The sequence below is a fragment of the Halovivax gelatinilyticus genome, assembly GCF_024300625.1.
Classification (GTDB): Archaea; Halobacteriota; Halobacteria; order Halobacteriales; family Natrialbaceae; genus Halovivax; species Halovivax gelatinilyticus.
On the sequence record NZ_CP101322.1, the window covers coordinates 2,901,229 to 2,919,555 of the forward strand.

Sequence of the window (18,327 nt, forward strand, 5' to 3'; positions counted from 1 at the left end):
AATCGCTTTTTTAACCGACGGAGTAACTGGCGAGTATGGCCGGACTCTACTTCGAGGAATTCGAGGTCGGAGAGACGATCGACCACTCACGTCGACGGACGATCTCGGAGAGTGACAATCAGCAGTTCTGCGATATGACGATGAACCAACAGCCACTCCACCTGGACGCCGAATTCGTGGCCGATACCGAATTCGACGGCCGGTTGGTAAACGGGATCTACACGATGGCGCTCGCGGTCGGGATCTCCATACCCGAGACGACCGACGGAACCATCGTCGCGAACCTTTCTTACGACGAGGTTTCGCACCCGAACCCCGTTTACCACGGAGACACGATCCGGGTTCGATCGACCGTGACCGAAAAGCGAGAGACCTCGGACGGCGAACGCGGTGTCGTAACGATGTACGTCGAAGTGTTCAACCAGCACGACGAACTGGTCTGTGAGTTCGAACGCACCGTCCTCTCGTTGAAGCGAGCGACCGCAGAAGACGCCTGATTGGTTGGCGATGACTCGGCGGCTCTCCGCCTGAATCACGTATCTTTTTGAGACCGGCCTCTGTCTCCTAACCATGGTCGACGTCCTCGACAACAAGCGGGCCGCAACCCAGTTGCGAATTCTGGTCGAAATTGCCGAACGACAGCCCGCCGTCAGCCAGGGCGAGATCGCCGAGGAGGTCGGCGTTACGAGTCAGGCGGTGAGCGAATACATACGCGAACTCGTCGAGGAAGGATTCGTCGAAAAGGAAGCACGCTCGCGGTATCGGGTCACCAACGAAGGCGTCGACTGGCTCTTTCGGACCGCAGACGACGTCCGTCGCTTTGCAGACCACGTTACCGAAGACGTCCTGGGTGCGATGGGCGAAGACGCCGCTATCGCGACGGAAGCCGTCACCGAGGGGCAAGCGGTGTCGCTTTCGATCGAGAACGGGTTGCTCCACGCGACGCCCGGGACCGGCGGGGACGCAACCGGCATCGCGTCGACCGACGCCTCGGCCGAAACGGACGTCGGTGTGACGAATTTCGAAGGCGTGATCGATCTCGAACGGGGCACGGTCACCGTCGTCGAAGTTCCCTCCGTCAGATCCGGCGGCAGTCGAGCGGTCTCTGACTCGACGGTCGAGGATCTCGTTGACGGATCGGACATCGTCGTCGCATCGGGAGTCGAAGCGGTAGTTTGTCTTGACCGACTCGGTATCGAGCCGGCAGTTACCGTCGCGGCGGGTGAGATTGCCGCGCAGGCGACCGATCGCGGGTTGGACGTTACCGTCGTCGCGACGATGGACGATTTGGGTAGGATAACAGACACATTGCGGGATGGCGACGTCACCTTCGAGGTTCGAACCGCAACGGCGTGAGAAAATCGACCTCCCTGTCTATCGTCGTACTTCACTCGACGGCTCCCGTCTCGGTCGTGTGCGCTCACCCGATGTAGCGAAGGTCGTCGTCACTTGGCACGTCCATCGCAGCCTGTGATTCCATCTCCTGGATCTTCCCGATGACGTCTTCGAGGTCGTCTGCTCGGTCGTCGAGCGATTCGTAGCTAATTTCGAATCCGAGTAGCGATTCGAGAACTAAGAGCAGTGCGCGCGCACTTTTTGGATCGACGAGGTATCCGCTCGTCTCTCCCATGAGACAGGTTGCCTCGAATCCACGTTGAACGCCGAGCCCGAGCAGCAACCCCGAGATGCCCACGATGCCGCCGGCCGGTTCGTCAGGGCGGAACTCGACACCGACGTCTTCGAGCGGATCGATCATCGACGCGTCCGTCACCGCTCCGATAACGTCGTACTCGTCGATCAGTTCTCCCGTCGGTACGCCGCCCAGTGCGTAACACTCGGAGACGTCGAACTCGTCGGCGACGTCGAGAAACGCACTCGCGAGCGTATAGTGTCCGTCGCCGTGCTGGGCCTGGTGGTCGCCGGTGAACACGAGCATGTCGCGGGCATCCGGGACGGATACCGCGTGAACTTCGGTGTGTGTCAGCGAGGCGACTCCGTCTTCGACCGACACCTGGGGTGGGAACGCTCTGGAGTAAATCCGGCGGACGAGCGTCGCCTGTTCGTCGAGTTCTTCGAGCAAATGGTCTGCAGCCAGTGCGCCAACGTGTCCGACACCCGGCAAGCCCTCGATGAGCACCGGATCCTCGAGGTCGGGATCGGCTACGACCTCGATCGCGAGTTCGTCCATATCCTATCAGCGAAGCCGACGCTTAAGTGCGCGTCGGTACTCGCCGTGTGAATCTTCGGGAGAAATAGGTGCGGGTGACGTGTTTTCGGTGTCAGCGTCACAGAGCGGACATCGGTCTTCGAGGGTGTAGACCGGTCGCTCGTGAGACCGTGACCAGTCGACACACCGTTTGATATCCGATTTCACGAGCGGATCGTTATTCGTCGTCGGTCCGTCGTTCGCGGTGGAATTCCCCGGTACCGCCTTCGCCTTCGATCGCTGTTATGGCCCGTTTCGCACTGGATTCGAGTTGATCTTCGGCCGTCTTGTAGTTCGGTGCCTTGACTCGAATGCGATATTCCGGAGCGCCGACGTACGTGACGTCCAGATCGACTTCTTCGGGGACGTCCCCGTTGCCCGATGCGGCGGTGAGGGCGGTACGGACGCCGTCGACGCCCGACGGGGATGGATTTTCGAGGTCGACGTAGCCGGTCACGGTGACGTACGGAACCGAGACGTTCTCTCGAGCTGTCTCGACGAGTGCATCTCGCTCCGATTCGTCGAGATCGGTTCCGTCGAGCGCTTCCTCGCCGTGAATGGCTGCCTGTTTGAATCCGTCGTAGAGGCTTCCGTGGTGCCCGAGGAGTTCGTTCGCTATCGACGTGTACTGTTCGCTCTCGAGGTCTTCGCCGAACGCCAGTTCCATCCAGTTGTCGGCCTTCTGCTCGTTTTTCCACTCCTGGATCTTATCCGAGCGCTGGTGATCGTTGACGTCCTTGATCGAGAGGTCGATCTGCTGGGTCGATTCGTCGACGTCGAGCACCTTACAGACCGAGATCTGGCCTTCGCTGACGTGATCGCGGACGTTTTTGATCCATCCGCTCGCGACCTCGGAGACGTGAACGAGGCCGCGTTTGTCGTCGTATTCCTGGAGATCGACGAAGACGCCGAAGTCTTCGATCTCGTCGATTTTGCCGACGACGAGTTCCCCGGGATCTGGCCAGCCGGTGTACTTCATCGTGACTCGATCGTTTCGATGATTTCGTGTTCGATGGCGGCGTTACCACCGGTCGGTCGTGCGAGGGTCGTCCCGCAGACGGCGCAGGCGACTTCGTTCGACGCCTTCCCGAAGACGATCTGTTCGTTCTCGCAATCGCCACAGCGGACGGAGTAGAAAGATCCTGCCATCTCAATCACTCCTGGAACTCGAGTCGGCCGGCGCGCCATCCCTTACGGAGGTGCGACTTGCCACACTCGCTGCAGCGGTACTTCAGGTCGGTCTTCTTCGTTGGTTTGTTCCCACTCGGCACTTTCGAGAACTTGCCGGAGTTACCGATCGTGGATCGCTGGCGTCGTCGCTGGCGGTCTGCGACCTTTTTCATCCCCGTCGAGCGTCCAGTTCGGACCTTCTCGACTTCGTGTTCGTGGTGTTCGTGACAGTGCGGACAGTAGGTATTGAACCGACGTGGCATCTGCATTGTTATCTCACTTACCGGCTGGTTGGATAGCCCCGCTTAAAACGCGTTTGGTTCGCTCTCGGCTGTCGGTCCGGTGACCCCCACTGTTCGTCGGTTCACGCTGGTCGATGTATGTTCGGTCAGTCACGGTCCAGTTTCTGGTGTTTGGTTGGTGCACCCGTGCCCATGCGTAAACTGATATACGGAGGATACAACGTAGTTCTCATCGGTTCGGACGTCGTCGTATCGAATACGCATCCGGCTATGGGTTTCGGAGAAGACCCGCCCTGCGAGGGTCGACTGTCGACTCCGAAGCGCTTACGGTGTGGCTGTCCGAAACCCCGAGTATGAAGCGACTCATCATATACGGCGACCCGGGAATTCGTAAGGGTGCCGTGATCGACGTAGACGGTGAGGAATACGTCTGTTTCGGTATCAGTCGGAACGGCGAGTGGCACGGACCCGAACGCGTCCAGCTGTGGTGTACGGTGGGCGAGGAAGCAGAACGAGAGGCGTTCGCCCGTCGGCAGTTTATTCCTCACTTTCTGTCGGTCGAACACGTCGATGCCGACGACGTGACGGTCCGAGAGCCGGCCGCGGCGTAAACCGAGCCACAAATTCGCAACCGGGCGACCGAATCACAACCCTTAACTGGTGTACTCGGATACGAAGAAGTAGCGGGATGGGATAGCCAGGAGATTCCGGCGGGCTCATAACCCGCAGATCGGTAGTTCAAATCTACCTCCCGCTATTTTTCGAGGCGAGCAAATCCGCGAGCCTCGTAATTCGCACGGAGTAGTTTGAACGAGACGGCGCCGAGCGAAGCGACGGTGACGGAGTAGTTCAAATCTACCTCCCGCTATATTTTGACGCGAGCATTCTCGCGAGCGTCACACACCTGAACGACCAAGGACACGTTGCCGTCCGTTGTATGACCGCCGAGAGTGGGGAGGAACAGGATTTTCTTTCGTCCAGTGAATCTGATTCGAAAGTGGTGATTCGAATCCTGTCCTGGCTAGTGGTAAATACCATGGGTCAACCACTAACTGTCATTCTCACATATGTTCGACTTCTTATACAATATCTACAAGAATATAGTGTAGTTAAAATATAGGGGTTATCGCTCTCGCCCACGCTGGAAATTCATGGTAATTATTAATACGAGTTTACAATTTGGCGGTATTGTCCGATTAACATTGATCTCTATGGGCCTTTACGCACAGTAATGTGGGTATCACAAGCTATTGCGATTATTTTTTATTGTGCTATGAACTCGCCCACCGAAACACAAACTATATATCATGCTAGTGGCTTCCACTTCCTATGCCACGACGGCCCATTCGACCGTTGAATCGGCGTGCCTTGATGAAGACCTCCAGTGTTGCTGGTGTTGCAGCATTGGCCGGCTGTGTTGGTGGTGGAGATGACGATGACGGCGAGGATCCAGGTGCCGATCTTCCAGACGTTGAACTGTACGATGCCGACGGAGAGGAACGTATCGAACCAGCGATCATTTACGACTCGGGGAGTCAGACCTCCGAGGACATCGCGGCGGCAATCGCCTCCGACCTCGAACTGATCGGAGTCGACCTGCAGATGGAGCCCCGTCCAGAGGTGCTCGGTGAGGACTTCTTCTCGGAGCCGCTGCCTGACGAGGATCCAGACGACTTCGAGTGGGGTCCAGTCGGCCGAAACGCTGGACCGCCGGACCGAACGCAAACGGTGTTCGATTGGGACATCCTCATCGGAATTGGGGCAAATTCCTATCCACGAACACCTGACAATACGGACGTGTTCTGGTTGCCGGATGCAGCAGTGAACGCGTACGGGTACGTGCCGGAAGCAGACATCCCCGGCATGTACGACGACTTCGGCGACGCGGAAGACGACGCAGAGCGCCAGGAAATCCTCAACAACATCATGGGGGCGCTGACGGAGGAACTCCCAGCGAACTTCCTCTCGCAGGGACTCGATTTCTTCGGGTTCCGTGACGACATCCACACGAGCGACGACTTCAACCTCTACGGCGCGGAAATGACCTCGATCGAGCGCTACCGCGGCGACCAGTCGGTCGGTGGCGACTACGTCCGCCTCGAGGCGACGCCGTTCTCGCAGGGCTTCCTCCCCGAACAGGACGACAACAACTCGGCGATGCGAACGGCGCTGATGTGTGACGGCGCGTACGCCGTCGGCACCGACGACGAGATCATCCCGCTTCACATCGATATCGAAGACTCCGGCGATTCGCAGGTCTGGGTCTGTACGCTTCGTGACAACCTCATGTACGGCGAGGACGCTGACGGTAACTCCTACGGCCAGATGACGGCCGAAGACTGGGTCTTCCAGCTCGAGAACCTTCACGCGGTGGGTTACGACGACCCCGAAGACGTCGATTACTGGGATTCGTCCGTGCCACCGAGCGAAGCCACGGCCTCCTACGCAGTCGTCGAAAACGTAGAGCAGACTGGCGAACTCGAGTTCCAGCTCGAACTCTTCGAACCAGATCCGTTCTTCCCGTTCCGACCGGTCATCTGGGGCGAGGACGTTCTGCCGATGGCGCTGTTCGAGCAGTACGCACCGGACCCGGATGCGCTACGTGAATCCGATGAAGTCACCGAATTCACCTGGACCGGCAACCTCGGTCCGTACCAGTTCGACGACCGCGTTGCCGGTGCCGCCGGTTCGTTCACGCTCACGCGCAACGACGACTACTACATGCGCGAGCACACGGAAGAGAGCAACGTCCAGGTTATGGACGAGGCGTTCGCGGATGCGCCGTACTTCGATCTCTACCAGTTCGACAACGAGTCAGAGCAGTCGACCCGGGTCGAGCGATTCCGTGCCGGTGAAGGTGACCGAATGGGTCTGCCGACCGACGTCATCCAGGAATTCGAAGAGGCGGTCGACGACGTTCGCGTCGAAGACCAGCAGACGCCGTACATCAACTTCATGTTCTACAACCAGCGCGCGAACGGTTCCGAACTCACGCGAGAGCGTGACGGCCGCGAAGCCATCGCCCGCGTCGTCGACAAGGAGACGATTACCCAGGACATCCAGCAGGGATACGCGGAACCAGCCGTTACCTTCCAGCCGACCTGGTCGAACTGGTACGACGAGTCCGCGGTGAACGTCTACGGCGTCGACATCACCGACGAGGACATCATCGCAGCCCGAGAACTCCTCGAGAACAACGACAACTTCACGCTCGAGGAAGTCTAGGACGGTCGGGGTAGGGATTCACGATTATTTTCGATACAGACACAAACATACACACATGAAGTGGTATATCTTCCGCCGGATGCTCTGGGCCGGATTTGCCTCCCTCATCATTCTCACGATCACGTTCGTGTTGATGGACCAGACGCCGAATCAGCGGATTATGGAAGTTCAGATGCAGGCGATGATGGATGGGGTGGATCTCGAAACAGCCGAGCAAGCCGCTGAAGAACGATACGGACTTGCCGCGCCGTTTCACGAACGCTATTACATGTTCATGACCAACATTTTCCAGGGTAACTGGGGTTGGTCATTAGAGTACAACCAGCCGGTCATCGACGTGATGAAGGTGGCGATTCCGTTCTCGATGATGTACAGCGTTCCCGCTGTTATCCTCTCGACGATCCTCGGAACGATCATCGGCCTCTATTCGGCTGCCAACCAGTATACGACCAAAGATTACATCGCGACGTTCGTCGCGTTCTTCGGTCTCAGCATCCCGAACTTCTGGTTCGCGGTTATCACGCTGGTCGTGTTCGGCACCTGGCTCGGGTGGGTAGACATCGGATTCAACAATTATTACGCCATGTCCGCAGAGGGCGGGTTCACATGGCTCGAATCGACCGATGACAATCATCGAGCCTTCATCGGTCAGGAGTTCGAGGGTGACCGTTACGTCGGCATTTTGAGTCCGGGCAATCTCAAACAGCTGATTCTGCCGATGTTCGTTCTCATGACGACCTCGATCGCGACGGTCATGCGGTACGCGAGAGCAGAAGCGCTCGAGTACATGGATGCCGATTTCGTCAAGACGGCGAAGGCGAAGGGCGTGAGCTCGCGGACGATCGTCGCAAAGCACGTCTTCCGACCGGCCTCGATCCCGCTCATGACGATCTTCGTCGGACGGATTCTCGGACTCGTTATGGCCGGATCCTACCTCATCGAGGTCGTCTTCGGTATTCCGGGAATCGGACTCGCATCGTTCGAGGCGATCATGCGCCAGGACACGGACCTCGTCGCGATCACGATACTGATTCCGACCTTCCTGGCGATCGTCGGAAACCTCGTTGAGGACATTATGTATGCAATCCTCGATCCACGAATCGACTACAGTGATAAATAATGAGTGACGATACCGACACGATGGCGGGCGACGGTGGCTCTGACGCGCCAACGGACACGTTCGAGTCCGTCGAGTGGGACGACATTGACATCACGAACGAAGGGCGAACGTGGGGTGAGAAACTCTGGATCGTAATCGTGAGCGTCTGGACACTCGGGGTCCTCTTCGAAATCTACTCACGATTCGTTGCGGGAACGGGCCAGGCGGTGTATCCGTTTATCGGTGAAATTGCATCAGAAGACTATCTCTGGGCGTTCGCACTCGCCTGTCTCGTCTTCTACGGCATTCGGCCGCTCTATAAGAGCCCGCGGATGACCATGCACTACTGGAAGCAGTTCAGGAAAAACAAGGCCGCAGTCATCAGCGGTCTTTTCCTGATCGTGATATTCACGATCGGCGTCGTCGGTTCGCGGGTACTTCCTGACGCCTCACGTAATCCTGGCTACGAGCGACTGCCGCCGTTCTGGATGTCGATCGAAGACTACGTCACCGGTAACAACTGTCCCGGGGGGACGACGGTCGAAGACGGCGTCACGATGTGTCACGGGAGCATGGACCATCCGCTCGGGACCACCTCGTCGGGTGAAGACATCCTACTGCTCAGCATCCACGGGATGGAAGTGAGTATGATGGTCGGGATTACGGCGACGTTCATCAGCATCGCCATCGCGACGCTCGTCGGGTTGACCGCGGCGTACTATGGCGGACTTCTCGACGAGATTCTCATGCGCTACGTCGACATCCAGATGACGTTCCCCACGTTCTTCCTGTACCTGCTGCTGGCGTACACCATCGGTGGCAGTCTGTTCATCCTCATCATGATCTTCGGTCTCTTCGGCTGGGGCGCGACGGCGCGTATCATCAGGGCCGAGGCGTTACAGCGACGCGAAGAACCGTATATGATGGCGGCAAAGAGCAGTGGCGCGACGAGTCGCTGGTCGATCCGGCGCCACCTCCTGCCGAACACGACCAACAGCGTCATCACGGCGGCGACGCTCGCGATTCCTGGTATCATCCTCACCGAAGCAGCGATCTCGTTCCTCGGGTTGGCCGACGCGTCGATTCCATCGTGGGGGCGAGTGATCGCGAACGGACAGGACTACCTCCGGAGTGCGTGGTGGATTTCCACCTTCCCCGGATTCTTCCTGTTCTTCACCATCCTCGCGTTCAACTTCATCGGTGATGCACTCAGAGACGCGCTCGATCCACGTCACGGAGGGTCCGACTAATGAGTACCGATCACAGCACACGGCCGGACGAACAGGTGTCGACGACGCACCGAGCTAGCGAACCGCTTCTCGAAGTAACGGATCTACACACCTACTTCGACACCGATGCAGGGACGGTCAAAGCCGTCGACGGCGTCTCATTGACCGTAAACCGCGGTGAAACGGTCGCGGTCGTCGGAGAGAGTGGGTCCGGAAAGACCGTCACGAGCGAATCGATTACGCGGTTGTTCAAGAGTCCTCCAGGGTACATCCCAGAAGGCTCGATCAAGGTGAACGGAAACGAAGTGACCACCATGAACGATGACGAACTGCAGGTCCTTCGTGGTGGCCAGGTGAGTCACATCTTCCAGAACCCGCAGGGTGCGTTGAATCCGGTCTACTCGATCGGCTGGCAGATACGCGAAGCGCTCACGCTGCATCAGGATCTCTCGAAAGAGCAAGCGAACGAACGAGCCGTTGAACTGCTCACACAGGTCGGCATTCCAGAGGCGAGTTCGCGGCTCGAAGATTACCCACACCAGCTTTCGGGTGGGATGAAACAGCGCGTCATTATCGCGATTGCGCTCGCCTGCGAGCCCGACCTGCTGATCGCAGACGAGCCGACGACGGCGCTCGACGTGACGATCCAGGCCCAGATTCTCAAATTACTCAACAAACTCCAGGACGAGTTCGACATGGGCGTCCTGTTTATCACCCACGACCTCGGTGTCGTCGCCGAGGTCGCCGATCGGGTTGTCGTGATGTACGCCGGCAAGGTGATGGAAACGGGTCCGGTGATGGAAATCTTCGAGAAACCGTCCCATCCGTACACGCGTGCACTTCTGGAATGTCTTCCCGGGAAGGGTGACCTCGGTGGCATCCCGGGCGATCTACCGGATCCGCTCGATCCGCCAGACGGTTGTCGGTTTGCCGACCGCTGTCCACACACCATCGACGAGTGTCGGTACGGCGATCAGCCACCGATGCACTCGATCGACGACCACCGCGATCACGACGTTTCGTGTGTACACTTCAGATCTGACATGGACTCCAGTACGGTACTGACACAGCAGACGACTGAAATGGTCGAACAGGAAGGTGGTTTCGAATGAGCCGTGCTGGCGATCCGTTGCTCAAGGTCACCGACCTGAAAAAGCACTACCCGATCACGAAGGGCTTTATGAACAAAGAGATCGGCCGTGCGCGGGCCGTCGACGGGATCAGCTTCGAGATCGAGCGCGGCGAGACCTTCGGGATCGTCGGCGAGTCGGGCTGTGGTAAGTCGACCGCTGCGACGTCGATGATCCGTCTCGAAGAACCGACCAGCGGCGAGGTGCACTTCAACGGTGAGAACATCTTAGACTACGACCCCAAGCAACTTCGCATGTTCCGTCGTGAAGTCCAGATGATCTTCCAGGATCCCGATTCCAGTTTCGATCCCCGGATGAGTATCGGTGACTCCGTCGCGGAACCGTTAATCGTTCAGGGGATGACCGATCGCGAACGCCGTCGGGCAATCGTCGGTGACTTACTCGAACGGGTCGGTCTGTCCGCCTCGGACATGGAGCGATATCCCCACGAATTCTCCGGTGGCCAGAAACAGCGTATCGGTCTCGCCCGTGCGCTCTCGGTCAATCCGGAGTTCATCGTCGCCGACGAACCGGTCTCCGCGCTCGACGTCTCCGTTCAATCCGAGATCCTCCGTCTATTGGATGAGTTCCAGCGAAACTTCGGGCTGACTATGTTGATCATCAGTCACAACCTCGGCGTCGTTCGCGAGGTCTGTGACCGCGTCGCCGTGATGTATCTCGGAGAGTTCGTCGAAGTTGCGCCGACCGAAGAGCTGTTTACGAATCCAAAGCATCCCTACACCCAAGCGTTGCTCTCTGCGATCCCGACTCCCGACCCCAGAGAGCGAGGTATGGGCCAGGACCTGAAAGGCGACGTACCGGATCCGTCTGCACCGCCGGCGGGTTGTCGGTTCCACACTCGCTGTCCGAAGGTCATCCCGCCCGAGGGGATCAACCTCCCACAGTCTGAGTGGCGAAACCTCTTACACTTCAGAAAGAAAGTACAAGGGAGCGGTATCGACCTCGATAGTATCGTCAAGGTAAACGTATTGGATGACGAATCGATCGACGATCCGACGTCGGTGACGGCCGACGATATCGACGCCGACACGCTATCGAACTGGATACGACGGGAGTACGAGTTACCACAGCAGTTGACCGATACGACCGCGGAGACGATCCTCTCACACGCGCTCGAATCGATCGTCGATGACGACGAGGATGCGGCCGTGAGCATCCTAAACGAGAACTTTACGACGCCGTGTGAAGAACAAAAACCAGCTCTCGACACCGTCGAACCGGGTCGACAGTCCGCCTGTCTGTTGGAGAACCCAACCGAACCACTCGCGGCCAGCGTGGGCGAGCAAGCCCAGCACCGTCAATCGACCGATTAACGGTTCGACACGGTCTCGCGTCGCTGCGGGAACCAGTAAGGGGTTCTATGCGGTGAGCCTGGTCCCAAATTTCGTCTTCACTGCGTGCACTTGCTCCGATGGACTTTTGAGCGGAGCCACCCACCTCCTTCGTATGTCGCGAGAGGACGGTGACTCAGCGGACGACGAACTGGGCTCACCTGACGTCGAATTCTCGGCCGAGCGGGCGAGAAAGCGACGAACGAATCACGGGTTGCTTCCACTGGACGGGCTCGCCAACATGCTCCCGTCGAGTTCGGTAGACGAGGCAGATCCGCCCTGGTGGGTAGAATTCGGGGGCAATCTCGGCGTCAAACTGGGCGTCGTTTCGCTGGCCCTGGCGATCGTCGGTGTTACGGCTGCGTGGTTAGAAATGCAACCACTCGGAAATCTTACTATCGTGCTGTCTCTCGTCTCGATTACCGTCGCGATGCTTCTCGGTTTCATCTACCAGATTTTTATCTTACAGTGGTAAGTTCCGTATCGGGCGGTATCAACAGAAGCTGGATTGTTCGAACGGAACCACCCGAGCCACCTTTTGGCAGCTAACTGTGACCGGTTAGTCGTCTCCGTCCGGATCGATGATGATAACCTCGCCGTCGACGACGTCCACATTGATGAGGGTCTTGACGTGATAGCCGGCGTCGTCGACCTTGTTCTCTCCGCCGACCTTCTTGATGACGGCGACGGTGTCGATGACTTCCGCCCCAATTTCGTCGAGCGCCGCGAGCACCGATGCGAGCGTACCGCCCGTAGAGAGAACGTCGTCCAGGACGAGGACCCGTTCGCCGGCCCGGACGTCGTTGATGTACATCTCGTTTTCTGAGTAGCCCGTCTCCTGTGCGATCGCTACCTCGCCGTCGAGGCCGTACTCGCGCTTTCTGATCACCGTCAGCGGCAGATCGGTCATCAGCGAAACGGCCGTCGAGATGTGGATTCCCATCGCCGCTGGGGTGACGATCCGGTCTACTTCGTCCAGCTGGGCTTTCCGAATAATCTGGATGACGATCTCCCGTAACAGTCCCGGGTCGAGTTTCGGCACGCCGTCACTTACCGGGTGAACGAAGTACTGATAGCCATCGTCTTTCTCGACGATCGGTGCCTCACGTAGTGACCGTTCCAGTTGATCCATGTCGTGGATGGGTTCGAACCCGAGTAAAACCTGACGAATGTCGGCCCCCTCCCGACGAATCTCTCGATGAACTAACTGTCTTAGGGCGAAAAATCAATCCTCGCTTCCGTAGGCGAGCTCTGGAGGCTTATTTCCGTACCCGAGTCGCATGTTTCGCTCGTGAATAATGTGGATGACGGACGTACCCGTGATCGTAACGGCGATCAGAGCCGTCCAGGCGATCGTCGGAACGGTAGTGAACGGATATACGCCGCCCCAGAGGGCAGCCACGAGCGCGCAGCTGATCGCCCCTAACGACAGGTAGAGTTCCCGCCAGGCGAACTCGTGGCCCGGGACGATCTCGAGGTAGACCGTGACGTCTTTCGTGAGATCCGTCGACTGTATCACGCCGGCGTCCGAGTCGAACGACAGAATGCTCGCCTCGTCCATCTTTGGCAGGTGCGTCTGCTGAAGCGTCGTGTACACGCGTTTTCGTTGTTCGGGCGTCACTTCGTCTATCGTCGTTTCGTACTCCCACGCGGCCACCTGCTGGGCGAGATCGCCGAGTTCGACCGGCCGATCGTCCTGTTTGAGATACTGGAGGACGTACCGCCGACGCTGATTTCGAAGCACCTCGAAGATTTCTCCCTTCGAGAGAAACTCCGTGTCAGGACGTCCGGGGAACATAGTGGGTCACCAGGGTAGTCTCTGTGGAGGGTGAATCTACTGCCATCATCTGAGAGCCACGAACGCGATCTATATAACGTTCGTGACTGATCGGTTGCCGTGGATGAATTGAACCAATACTGGGTTGATTCGGTCTAACTAATTACTGATCGTTACGAAACTCGACGGGCGCACTCGATTTGGTCTCGCGGGCTAGTAGACGGGTACGATTACGTGGGTGTGTCCGACTCGACGCCCGCTTCACCGGTCATCCTCCGTCGCTCCGAGGATGACGCCGATCGACGTGGCGACCTCTCGGGCCAGTCCGTCTTTCGTTCCGGTGTACCGGGCCACGTCGTCAGCGTGGACGAGCAGCGCTTCGGTCTCTGAAGCTCCCATCACGGTCGCATCGTTCGCGACGACGAACGCGAGATCCGTTCGTTCGAGGATCGATCTGGCCGCTTCGACCATCTCGGATTCGTCGCCGCTGGTTTCGGCTTTGAACCCGATGATCGGAAGCGTCGGTTCTCGATCGCGAACCGTATCGATGAGCTTAGCCGTCGGTTCGAGTTCGAGGCTGAACGCATTCCCCGACCTGATCTTCGAGTCGGCCGGCGTGGTGGTGAAGTCGCCGATCGCGGCGGCCGAAACCAGCACGTCGGCGTCGGTGCAGGCTGCTTTCGTCGTCTCGATCATCTCATCGGCCCGCGAGACCGTGAGTAGTTCCGCGTAGGGGGCCGAGTCTGGTGGGGCCGATCGATCGACGTGGTGTGGGCCAACCGGGCCGTGGACGATCGTGACCGTCGCTCCGGCAACGTAGCACGCGCGGGCGATCGCTCGCCCCATCCGACCGGACGCGCGGTTTGTGAGTACCCGAACGGGATCGATCGGTTCTTCGGTCGCGCCGGAGGTGACCACGACGTGTTTGCCCGCCAGCACGTAATCCGTGGTGGCGCGTTCGACTGCCGTGCAGATCGCCGACTCGCTCGCTATCTTGGCTTTTCCTTCCTCGACTCTCGGCTCGACGAACTCGACGCCCCAGGTTTCGACGCGTTCGATCGCCTCTAACACGCCGGGATGGTCGTACATGGGTTCGTGCATAGCCGGTGCGACGACGACCGGTATTCCGGCTCCGAGTGCCGTCGTGGCGGTCGTCGTCACGGGTGTATCGTCGATCGCGGCGGCGAGTTTGCCGACCGTGTTCGCCGTCGCCGGAGCGACGAGGTAGACGTCGGCCCAGCCGTCAGTGCCACAGAGTTCGACGTGTTCGACACGACCGCTCAACTCGGTCACCACCTCGTTCGCCGTGGCGTACTCGACCGCGTCGGGGTGGACGATTCCGCACGCGCTATCCGTCATCACGGCACGCACCTCGGCGCCACGCCGTCGCAACTCGTGGGCGAGTTCGATCGTCTTGACGGCGGCGATCGAACCCGAGATACCCAGCGCGACGGAGACGCCCTCCAGCGTCGACATTGGGCTGACGTAAGACCGGACCCGGGTTAAACGTTGAGTTCGCGACCGACCGCGAGCCGGTCACTTGGTCCCTAGTTCGCTCGTTCGGCCAGCACGTCGCTCGAATTGTCTCGTGGCCGGTAACCGAGCCCGGTCGTCGCTTCGATCAGCGAGAAGTACCGCTCGTCGTTAAGTGAGATTATCTGACAGGTCAGCGGCGACTCGTCGATCGGTTCGGTAATCGACCGGTAGATCGCATCCCGACAGTCGCGCGGACTAAGGTACATCGCGCGTGCGAAACGCGCGTGGTCGGCCGATTCTTCCTGCGTAGTCTCGAGTTCTGCTTCGGTCATGAGCCAGCCGATTCGTAGATTTATGACCTCCAGACCGAAGCGGTCGGCGGTGTAGGCCCCGAGCGCTTCGCCCGCGACTTTACTCACCCCGTAGTACGAATCGGGGCGAGCCGGTTCGCTCGACGTTACCGGACGCGGTCGGTTGATCAACGACTCCGGCTCGGACGGGTCGGCCGCGTTGTACATGTGAACGACGTGATTCGTACTCGCGAAGACGACCCGATCGAGATCGCACTCGAGCGCCGCGTGATAAGCGTTGTACGTCCCCTCGATGTTCGGTTCGACCACCTCGTCCCAGTCGGCGAACGGCGAGGAGTTCGCCGCCAGGTGTACGAGGACGTCCTGTCCGTCGAGCACCTCGACGAACCGGTCACGGTCGGTAACGTCCAGTTCGACCACGTTGACGGTCTCGTGTTCAGATCGAGCCATGACGGTCGTCTCGTGGTCGGAGAGCGCCTCGATCGCCTCTTTGCCAACCGATCCGGTGCCGCCGGTGATCGCGACATTGGCCATGGCCGTCGTACAACCTCCCTGGGGAAGAAACACCCCCGTCGGCACGGCTACTGCGTTTACCGTCTTCACTCCTGGTCGCCGTCGGCGTCGACGCTCGGGTGCATCGTCGGGCGTCGTTCGTTCGGCGCTTCGAGATACGCGAGCAGCGTTTCTCTCGCGCGTCGGTCCCGGTCTCGTCGTTGCTCGTCGGTAATCTCCGCACAGGCGGGCGGTACGTCTCGGTCCCTCCCAGTGAAGTAGCCCGCCGGGGCGACCCAATCGTGGTAGAACGCCGTCTCGCTGTCCTGAATTACGGCGAGGCCGACTCGCGCGCCGTGGCCCGCCGCGACGATCGTCTGGTGTGGTTCGCCGGCCACCCGTCCAGCGACGTAGAGTCCGTCGACGCCCGTTCTACCGGCTCGATCGGCGCGAACGACGTATTTGCTCCCGCGTTGTTCGCGGTCGACGTCGAGTTCGCGAAGGTACTCGCTATCCGGCCACGACGCGGCGACGACGGCGGTCGCTTCGTAGGTCCCACTGTTTCCCGTCAGAACGAACCCCTCCGATTCGTCTCGGTGGGCTCCGTCGACGATCAGGTCGTCACTGAATCGACACCCCGCGCGTTCCGCCTGATCGCGAACCATCTCGAGGTAGGTTCGAGCGTCGATTCCGGCCGGAAACCCCGGGTAGTTCTCGAGGCTCGCATTTCGCGCGAGGATCGATTCGCCGCTCGAGATAATGGTCGTCGAAAGCCCGGCGCGTGCGGTGAATATTCCCGCGGCCATTCCAGAGACGCCGCCACCGACGATGCATACGTCGTCCATACGAGTAGCGTTCGAGCGAGAACTAACAACGGTATCGGCTGCGGATCGTACGGCGCGTTTCGATGGGGTGATGCAGACTCGTCGGCTCGCGGGTCTCAATTGCGTTTACGGTTCGTCATCGCGGTAAAGATTTACCCCGGTCGAATACGTTCCCCGTATCGTGGATCGAATCCTCCTCAGTACGGTCGTCTACCGCGAACCGGCTGCCGTCTTCGAGGCGGTTCGATCGTTTTCGAACTATCCCGCGTACGCAGAGCACCTGGACGAGGTAACCTGCGACGGCGACGGCGGCGTCGGTACTCGCTACGGCCTCCACTTTTCGTGGTGGAAACTCTCCTACACGGTTCGATCGGCCGTCACCGAGATCGACGAGCCACGCCGGTTAGGCTGGAAACTGACGGCCGATCTGGACGCCACGGGAGAGTGGCGCATCGAACCGCTCGAGCCGGACGGTCGTCCCGATATCGACGAGGCGAGCCGACTCTACTTCGAGGTTCGGTACGATCCGCACTCGGCCGATCCGGATACCGTTTCACTCCCGCGATTCGTCTCGCTCGATTGGGTCGTTCGACGAGTCAGACCGCGACTGTACGACGAAGCCGAACGCGTCCTCGGTCGGCTCGTCGAGGACGTCGAAGGAGACTCTCGCAACGTCGAGCTGGTGGTTCACGACGCGCCCGGGTCGAGCGCGTAATCGGGACTGATCAGTAGGAGTAGTCGTGCTCGCCCGTTTCGCTCTCGAGGAACGCACAGAGGAGGTCGACCGTCGCGGCGACGTCCTCGCGGTGGGCCATCTCCGTCACCGTGTGGAGATACCGCGTCGGAATTGACAGCGCACCGACTGGCTTTGCACCGTAGGTGTGCTGGAAACCGGCGGTGTCGGTCCCTCCGGCGGGGAGGATTTCGATTTGATGCGTAATCTCTTCTGATTCAGCGACCGAACGTAGTCGGCGGTGGACCTTCGGACTCGTGATGACGCTACTATCTTTGAGTTTGATCGCCGTCCCATCGCCGAGGCGCGTGACGTGTTCACCCTCGTCGAATTGGGGGACGTCGTTCGCGACGGTCACGTCCAGGGCGATCGCGAGGTCCGGATCGACGTCGACGCCGAGCGCCCGGGCGCCACGGAGTCCGACTTCTTCCTGAACGGTCGCACAGAAGTGGATCGTCACGTCCGGATCGTCGATCTCCTTGGCCGCCTCGAGCATCGCGTAGAGACAGATTCGGTCGTCGAGTGCTTTCCCCGTGACCGTCTCACCGACGAACTCGGTCGACTGATCCATCGTCACCAGATCTCCCGGCGAGATTCGATCGGTCGCCTCTTCGTAGGGAAGGCCCAGGTCGACGTAGACGTCGTCGACGTTCGGCGGTTTCTCGCGGTCTTCCGGATCGAGCGTGTGCGGCGGCGGCGAGCCGATGATACCCGGCACGTCTCCGTCTTCGGTGTGAACCGTCACTCGCTGCGCTCGCAGGACGCGCGCGTCCCAGCCGCCGAGCGGATCGAGTTCGAGAAAGCCACCGCCGTCTTCGTCTCCGTCGACGTGGCTGACCATAAAGCCGATCTCGTCCATGTGCGCGGCGACGGCGACGGAATAGTCGGAGTCGCCCTCGATCGTCCCGACGACGTTCCCCATCGCGTCGGTCCGGATCCGATCGACCGTTCCCTCGAGTTCGTCGATGACTCGCTCGCGAATTCGGTCTTCGTATCCGGGAACGCCGCTCGTTTCGGTCAGTTCGACGACGAGGTTCTCGTCAACCGTGTGGGGTGCCATA

At 59.5% G+C, this 18,327-nt stretch carries 21 protein-coding genes and 1 tRNA gene; 11 read left to right on the forward strand and 11 right to left on the reverse strand.

What is annotated here, in order from left to right; genetic code table 11:
• The first annotated feature begins 35 nt into the window (after positions 1-35).
• Positions 36-497, forward strand: a complete 462-nt coding sequence (locus NKH31_RS13805; protein WP_254862374.1) for a MaoC family dehydratase — start codon at positions 36-38, stop codon at positions 495-497.
• 73 nt (positions 498-570) lie between these two features.
• A complete protein-coding gene (locus NKH31_RS13810) occupies positions 571-1,356 on the forward strand; it encodes a DUF7839 domain-containing protein (RefSeq protein ID WP_254862375.1) in 786 nt (261 codons plus the stop codon).
• A gap of 64 nt (positions 1,357-1,420) precedes the next feature.
• Here the strand turns inward: NKH31_RS13810 and NKH31_RS13815 are convergent, their stop codons facing one another.
• The 5 genes from NKH31_RS13815 to NKH31_RS13835 are packed head-to-tail and all read right to left on the reverse strand — an operon-like array spanning position 1,421 to position 3,645.
• Positions 1,421-2,188 carry a proteasome assembly chaperone family protein gene (locus NKH31_RS13815; RefSeq protein WP_254862376.1) on the reverse strand — a complete coding sequence of 256 codons (768 nt, stop codon included), beginning with the start codon at positions 2,186-2,188 and terminating at the stop codon, positions 1,421-1,423.
• Positions 2,189-2,194: 6 nt separating this feature from the next.
• Positions 2,195-2,374 (reverse strand): RNA-protein complex protein Nop10, encoded by a 180-nt coding sequence (locus NKH31_RS13820; RefSeq protein ID WP_254862377.1) that lies wholly within the window; start codon positions 2,372-2,374, stop codon positions 2,195-2,197.
• Between the two features lie 10 nt (positions 2,375-2,384).
• Complete coding sequence (locus NKH31_RS13825) at positions 2,385-3,185, reverse strand: translation initiation factor IF-2 subunit alpha (protein ID WP_254862378.1); 801 nt, start codon at positions 3,183-3,185, stop codon at positions 2,385-2,387.
• Positions 3,182-3,355 (reverse strand): 30S ribosomal protein S27e, encoded by a 174-nt coding sequence (locus tag NKH31_RS13830; RefSeq protein ID WP_254862379.1) that lies wholly within the window; start codon positions 3,353-3,355, stop codon positions 3,182-3,184. The genes NKH31_RS13825 and NKH31_RS13830 overlap by 4 nt, the downstream gene beginning before the upstream one ends.
• A gap of 5 nt (positions 3,356-3,360) precedes the next feature.
• Positions 3,361-3,645 (reverse strand): 50S ribosomal protein L44e, encoded by a 285-nt coding sequence (locus NKH31_RS13835; protein ID WP_254862380.1) that lies wholly within the window; start codon positions 3,643-3,645, stop codon positions 3,361-3,363.
• 326 nt (positions 3,646-3,971) lie between these two features.
• On the opposite strand from NKH31_RS13835, the gene NKH31_RS13840 reads away from it, so the two are divergent.
• The 8 genes from NKH31_RS13840 to NKH31_RS13875 all read left to right on the forward strand — a co-directional run bounded on the left by NKH31_RS13840 (position 3,972) and on the right by NKH31_RS13875 (position 12,128).
• Complete coding sequence (locus tag NKH31_RS13840) at positions 3,972-4,229, forward strand: HAH_0734 family protein (RefSeq protein ID WP_254862381.1); 258 nt, start codon at positions 3,972-3,974, stop codon at positions 4,227-4,229.
• A 71-nt stretch (positions 4,230-4,300) separates the two neighbouring features.
• Positions 4,301-4,375, forward strand: a tRNA-Met gene (locus NKH31_RS13845).
• Positions 4,376-4,989: 614 nt separating this feature from the next.
• Positions 4,990-6,843, forward strand: coding sequence for an ABC transporter substrate-binding protein (locus NKH31_RS13850; protein WP_254862382.1), 1,854 nt, complete (start codon positions 4,990-4,992; stop codon positions 6,841-6,843).
• A 55-nt stretch (positions 6,844-6,898) separates the two neighbouring features.
• Positions 6,899-7,963, forward strand: coding sequence for an ABC transporter permease (locus tag NKH31_RS13855; RefSeq protein WP_254862383.1), 1,065 nt, complete (start codon positions 6,899-6,901; stop codon positions 7,961-7,963).
• The gene (locus NKH31_RS13860; protein WP_254862384.1) at positions 7,963-9,192 is read left to right on the forward strand and encodes an ABC transporter permease; all 1,230 of its coding nucleotides are present in this window, start codon (positions 7,963-7,965) and stop codon (positions 9,190-9,192) included. Before NKH31_RS13855 ends, NKH31_RS13860 begins: the two co-directional genes overlap by 1 nt.
• Positions 9,192-10,283, forward strand: a complete 1,092-nt coding sequence (locus NKH31_RS13865) for an ABC transporter ATP-binding protein (RefSeq protein WP_254862385.1) — start codon at positions 9,192-9,194, stop codon at positions 10,281-10,283. The genes NKH31_RS13860 and NKH31_RS13865 overlap by 1 nt, the downstream gene beginning before the upstream one ends.
• A complete protein-coding gene (locus tag NKH31_RS13870) occupies positions 10,280-11,635 on the forward strand; it encodes an ABC transporter ATP-binding protein (protein ID WP_254862386.1) in 1,356 nt (451 codons plus the stop codon). The genes NKH31_RS13865 and NKH31_RS13870 overlap by 4 nt, the downstream gene beginning before the upstream one ends.
• A 133-nt stretch (positions 11,636-11,768) precedes the next feature.
• On the forward strand, positions 11,769-12,128 hold the full coding sequence (locus tag NKH31_RS13875; RefSeq protein WP_254862387.1) for a hypothetical protein: 360 nt from the start codon (positions 11,769-11,771) through the stop codon (positions 12,126-12,128).
• A gap of 84 nt (positions 12,129-12,212) precedes the next feature.
• On the opposite strand, the gene hpt is transcribed toward NKH31_RS13875, so the two are convergent.
• From hpt to NKH31_RS13900, 5 genes are all read right to left on the reverse strand, one after another.
• Complete coding sequence (hpt, locus tag NKH31_RS13880) at positions 12,213-12,785, reverse strand: hypoxanthine/guanine phosphoribosyltransferase (RefSeq protein WP_254862388.1); 573 nt, start codon at positions 12,783-12,785, stop codon at positions 12,213-12,215.
• Between the two features lie 93 nt (positions 12,786-12,878).
• Positions 12,879-13,451, reverse strand: coding sequence for a DUF7344 domain-containing protein (locus tag NKH31_RS13885; protein ID WP_254862389.1), 573 nt, complete (start codon positions 13,449-13,451; stop codon positions 12,879-12,881).
• Positions 13,452-13,691: 240 nt separating this feature from the next.
• Positions 13,692-14,906, reverse strand: a complete 1,215-nt coding sequence (gene coaBC, locus NKH31_RS13890) for a bifunctional phosphopantothenoylcysteine decarboxylase/phosphopantothenate--cysteine ligase CoaBC (RefSeq protein WP_254862390.1) — start codon at positions 14,904-14,906, stop codon at positions 13,692-13,694.
• Between the two features lie 71 nt (positions 14,907-14,977).
• Positions 14,978-15,751 carry an NAD-dependent epimerase/dehydratase family protein gene (locus NKH31_RS13895; RefSeq protein WP_254862391.1) on the reverse strand — a complete coding sequence of 258 codons (774 nt, stop codon included), beginning with the start codon at positions 15,749-15,751 and terminating at the stop codon, positions 14,978-14,980.
• Between the two features lie 65 nt (positions 15,752-15,816).
• Complete coding sequence (locus tag NKH31_RS13900; RefSeq protein ID WP_254862392.1) at positions 15,817-16,554, reverse strand: NAD(P)/FAD-dependent oxidoreductase; 738 nt, start codon at positions 16,552-16,554, stop codon at positions 15,817-15,819.
• A 160-nt stretch (positions 16,555-16,714) separates the two neighbouring features.
• Here NKH31_RS13900 and NKH31_RS13905 point away from each other — a divergent pair, with 160 nt between their 5' ends.
• Positions 16,715-17,248, forward strand: a complete 534-nt coding sequence (locus tag NKH31_RS13905) for an SRPBCC family protein (protein ID WP_254862393.1) — start codon at positions 16,715-16,717, stop codon at positions 17,246-17,248.
• A gap of 10 nt (positions 17,249-17,258) precedes the next feature.
• Here NKH31_RS13905 and NKH31_RS13910 read toward each other — a convergent pair whose 3' ends face one another.
• Complete coding sequence (locus tag NKH31_RS13910) at positions 17,259-18,326, reverse strand: M42 family metallopeptidase (protein WP_254862394.1); 1,068 nt, start codon at positions 18,324-18,326, stop codon at positions 17,259-17,261.
• Position 18,327 lies beyond the last annotated feature (1 nt).

What these genes read in the sequence shown, in the direction of transcription:
- NKH31_RS13805 (WP_254862374.1), top strand. Translation starts at nt 36, where the DNA reads ATGGCCGGACTCTACTTCGAGGAATTCGAGGTCGGAGAGACGATCGAC.
- NKH31_RS13810 (WP_254862375.1), top strand. Translation starts at nt 571, where the DNA reads ATGGTCGACGTCCTCGACAACAAGCGGGCCGCAACCCAGTTGCGAATT.
- NKH31_RS13815 (WP_254862376.1), bottom strand. Translation starts at nt 2,188, where the DNA reads ATGGACGAACTCGCGATCGAGGTCGTAGCCGATCCCGACCTCGAGGAT.
- NKH31_RS13825 (WP_254862378.1), bottom strand. Translation starts at nt 3,185, where the DNA reads ATGAAGTACACCGGCTGGCCAGATCCCGGGGAACTCGTCGTCGGCAAA.
- NKH31_RS13830 (WP_254862379.1), bottom strand. Translation starts at nt 3,355, where the DNA reads ATGGCAGGATCTTTCTACTCCGTCCGCTGTGGCGATTGCGAGAACGAA.
- NKH31_RS13835 (WP_254862380.1), bottom strand. Translation starts at nt 3,645, where the DNA reads ATGCAGATGCCACGTCGGTTCAATACCTACTGTCCGCACTGTCACGAA.
- NKH31_RS13840 (WP_254862381.1), top strand. Translation starts at nt 3,972, where the DNA reads ATGAAGCGACTCATCATATACGGCGACCCGGGAATTCGTAAGGGTGCC.
- NKH31_RS13850 (WP_254862382.1), top strand. Translation starts at nt 4,990, where the DNA reads ATGAAGACCTCCAGTGTTGCTGGTGTTGCAGCATTGGCCGGCTGTGTT.
- NKH31_RS13855 (WP_254862383.1), top strand. Translation starts at nt 6,899, where the DNA reads ATGAAGTGGTATATCTTCCGCCGGATGCTCTGGGCCGGATTTGCCTCC.
- NKH31_RS13860 (WP_254862384.1), top strand. Translation starts at nt 7,963, where the DNA reads ATGAGTGACGATACCGACACGATGGCGGGCGACGGTGGCTCTGACGCG.
- NKH31_RS13865 (WP_254862385.1), top strand. Translation starts at nt 9,192, where the DNA reads ATGAGTACCGATCACAGCACACGGCCGGACGAACAGGTGTCGACGACG.
- NKH31_RS13870 (WP_254862386.1), top strand. Translation starts at nt 10,280, where the DNA reads ATGAGCCGTGCTGGCGATCCGTTGCTCAAGGTCACCGACCTGAAAAAG.
- NKH31_RS13875 (WP_254862387.1), top strand. Translation starts at nt 11,769, where the DNA reads ATGTCGCGAGAGGACGGTGACTCAGCGGACGACGAACTGGGCTCACCT.
- hpt (WP_254862388.1), bottom strand. Translation starts at nt 12,785, where the DNA reads ATGGATCAACTGGAACGGTCACTACGTGAGGCACCGATCGTCGAGAAA.
- NKH31_RS13885 (WP_254862389.1), bottom strand. Translation starts at nt 13,451, where the DNA reads ATGTTCCCCGGACGTCCTGACACGGAGTTTCTCTCGAAGGGAGAAATC.
- coaBC (WP_254862390.1), bottom strand. Translation starts at nt 14,906, where the DNA reads ATGTCGACGCTGGAGGGCGTCTCCGTCGCGCTGGGTATCTCGGGTTCG.
- NKH31_RS13895 (WP_254862391.1), bottom strand. Translation starts at nt 15,751, where the DNA reads ATGGCCAATGTCGCGATCACCGGCGGCACCGGATCGGTTGGCAAAGAG.
- NKH31_RS13900 (WP_254862392.1), bottom strand. Translation starts at nt 16,554, where the DNA reads ATGGACGACGTATGCATCGTCGGTGGCGGCGTCTCTGGAATGGCCGCG.
- NKH31_RS13910 (WP_254862394.1), bottom strand. Translation starts at nt 18,326, where the DNA reads ATGGCACCCCACACGGTTGACGAGAACCTCGTCGTCGAACTGACCGAA.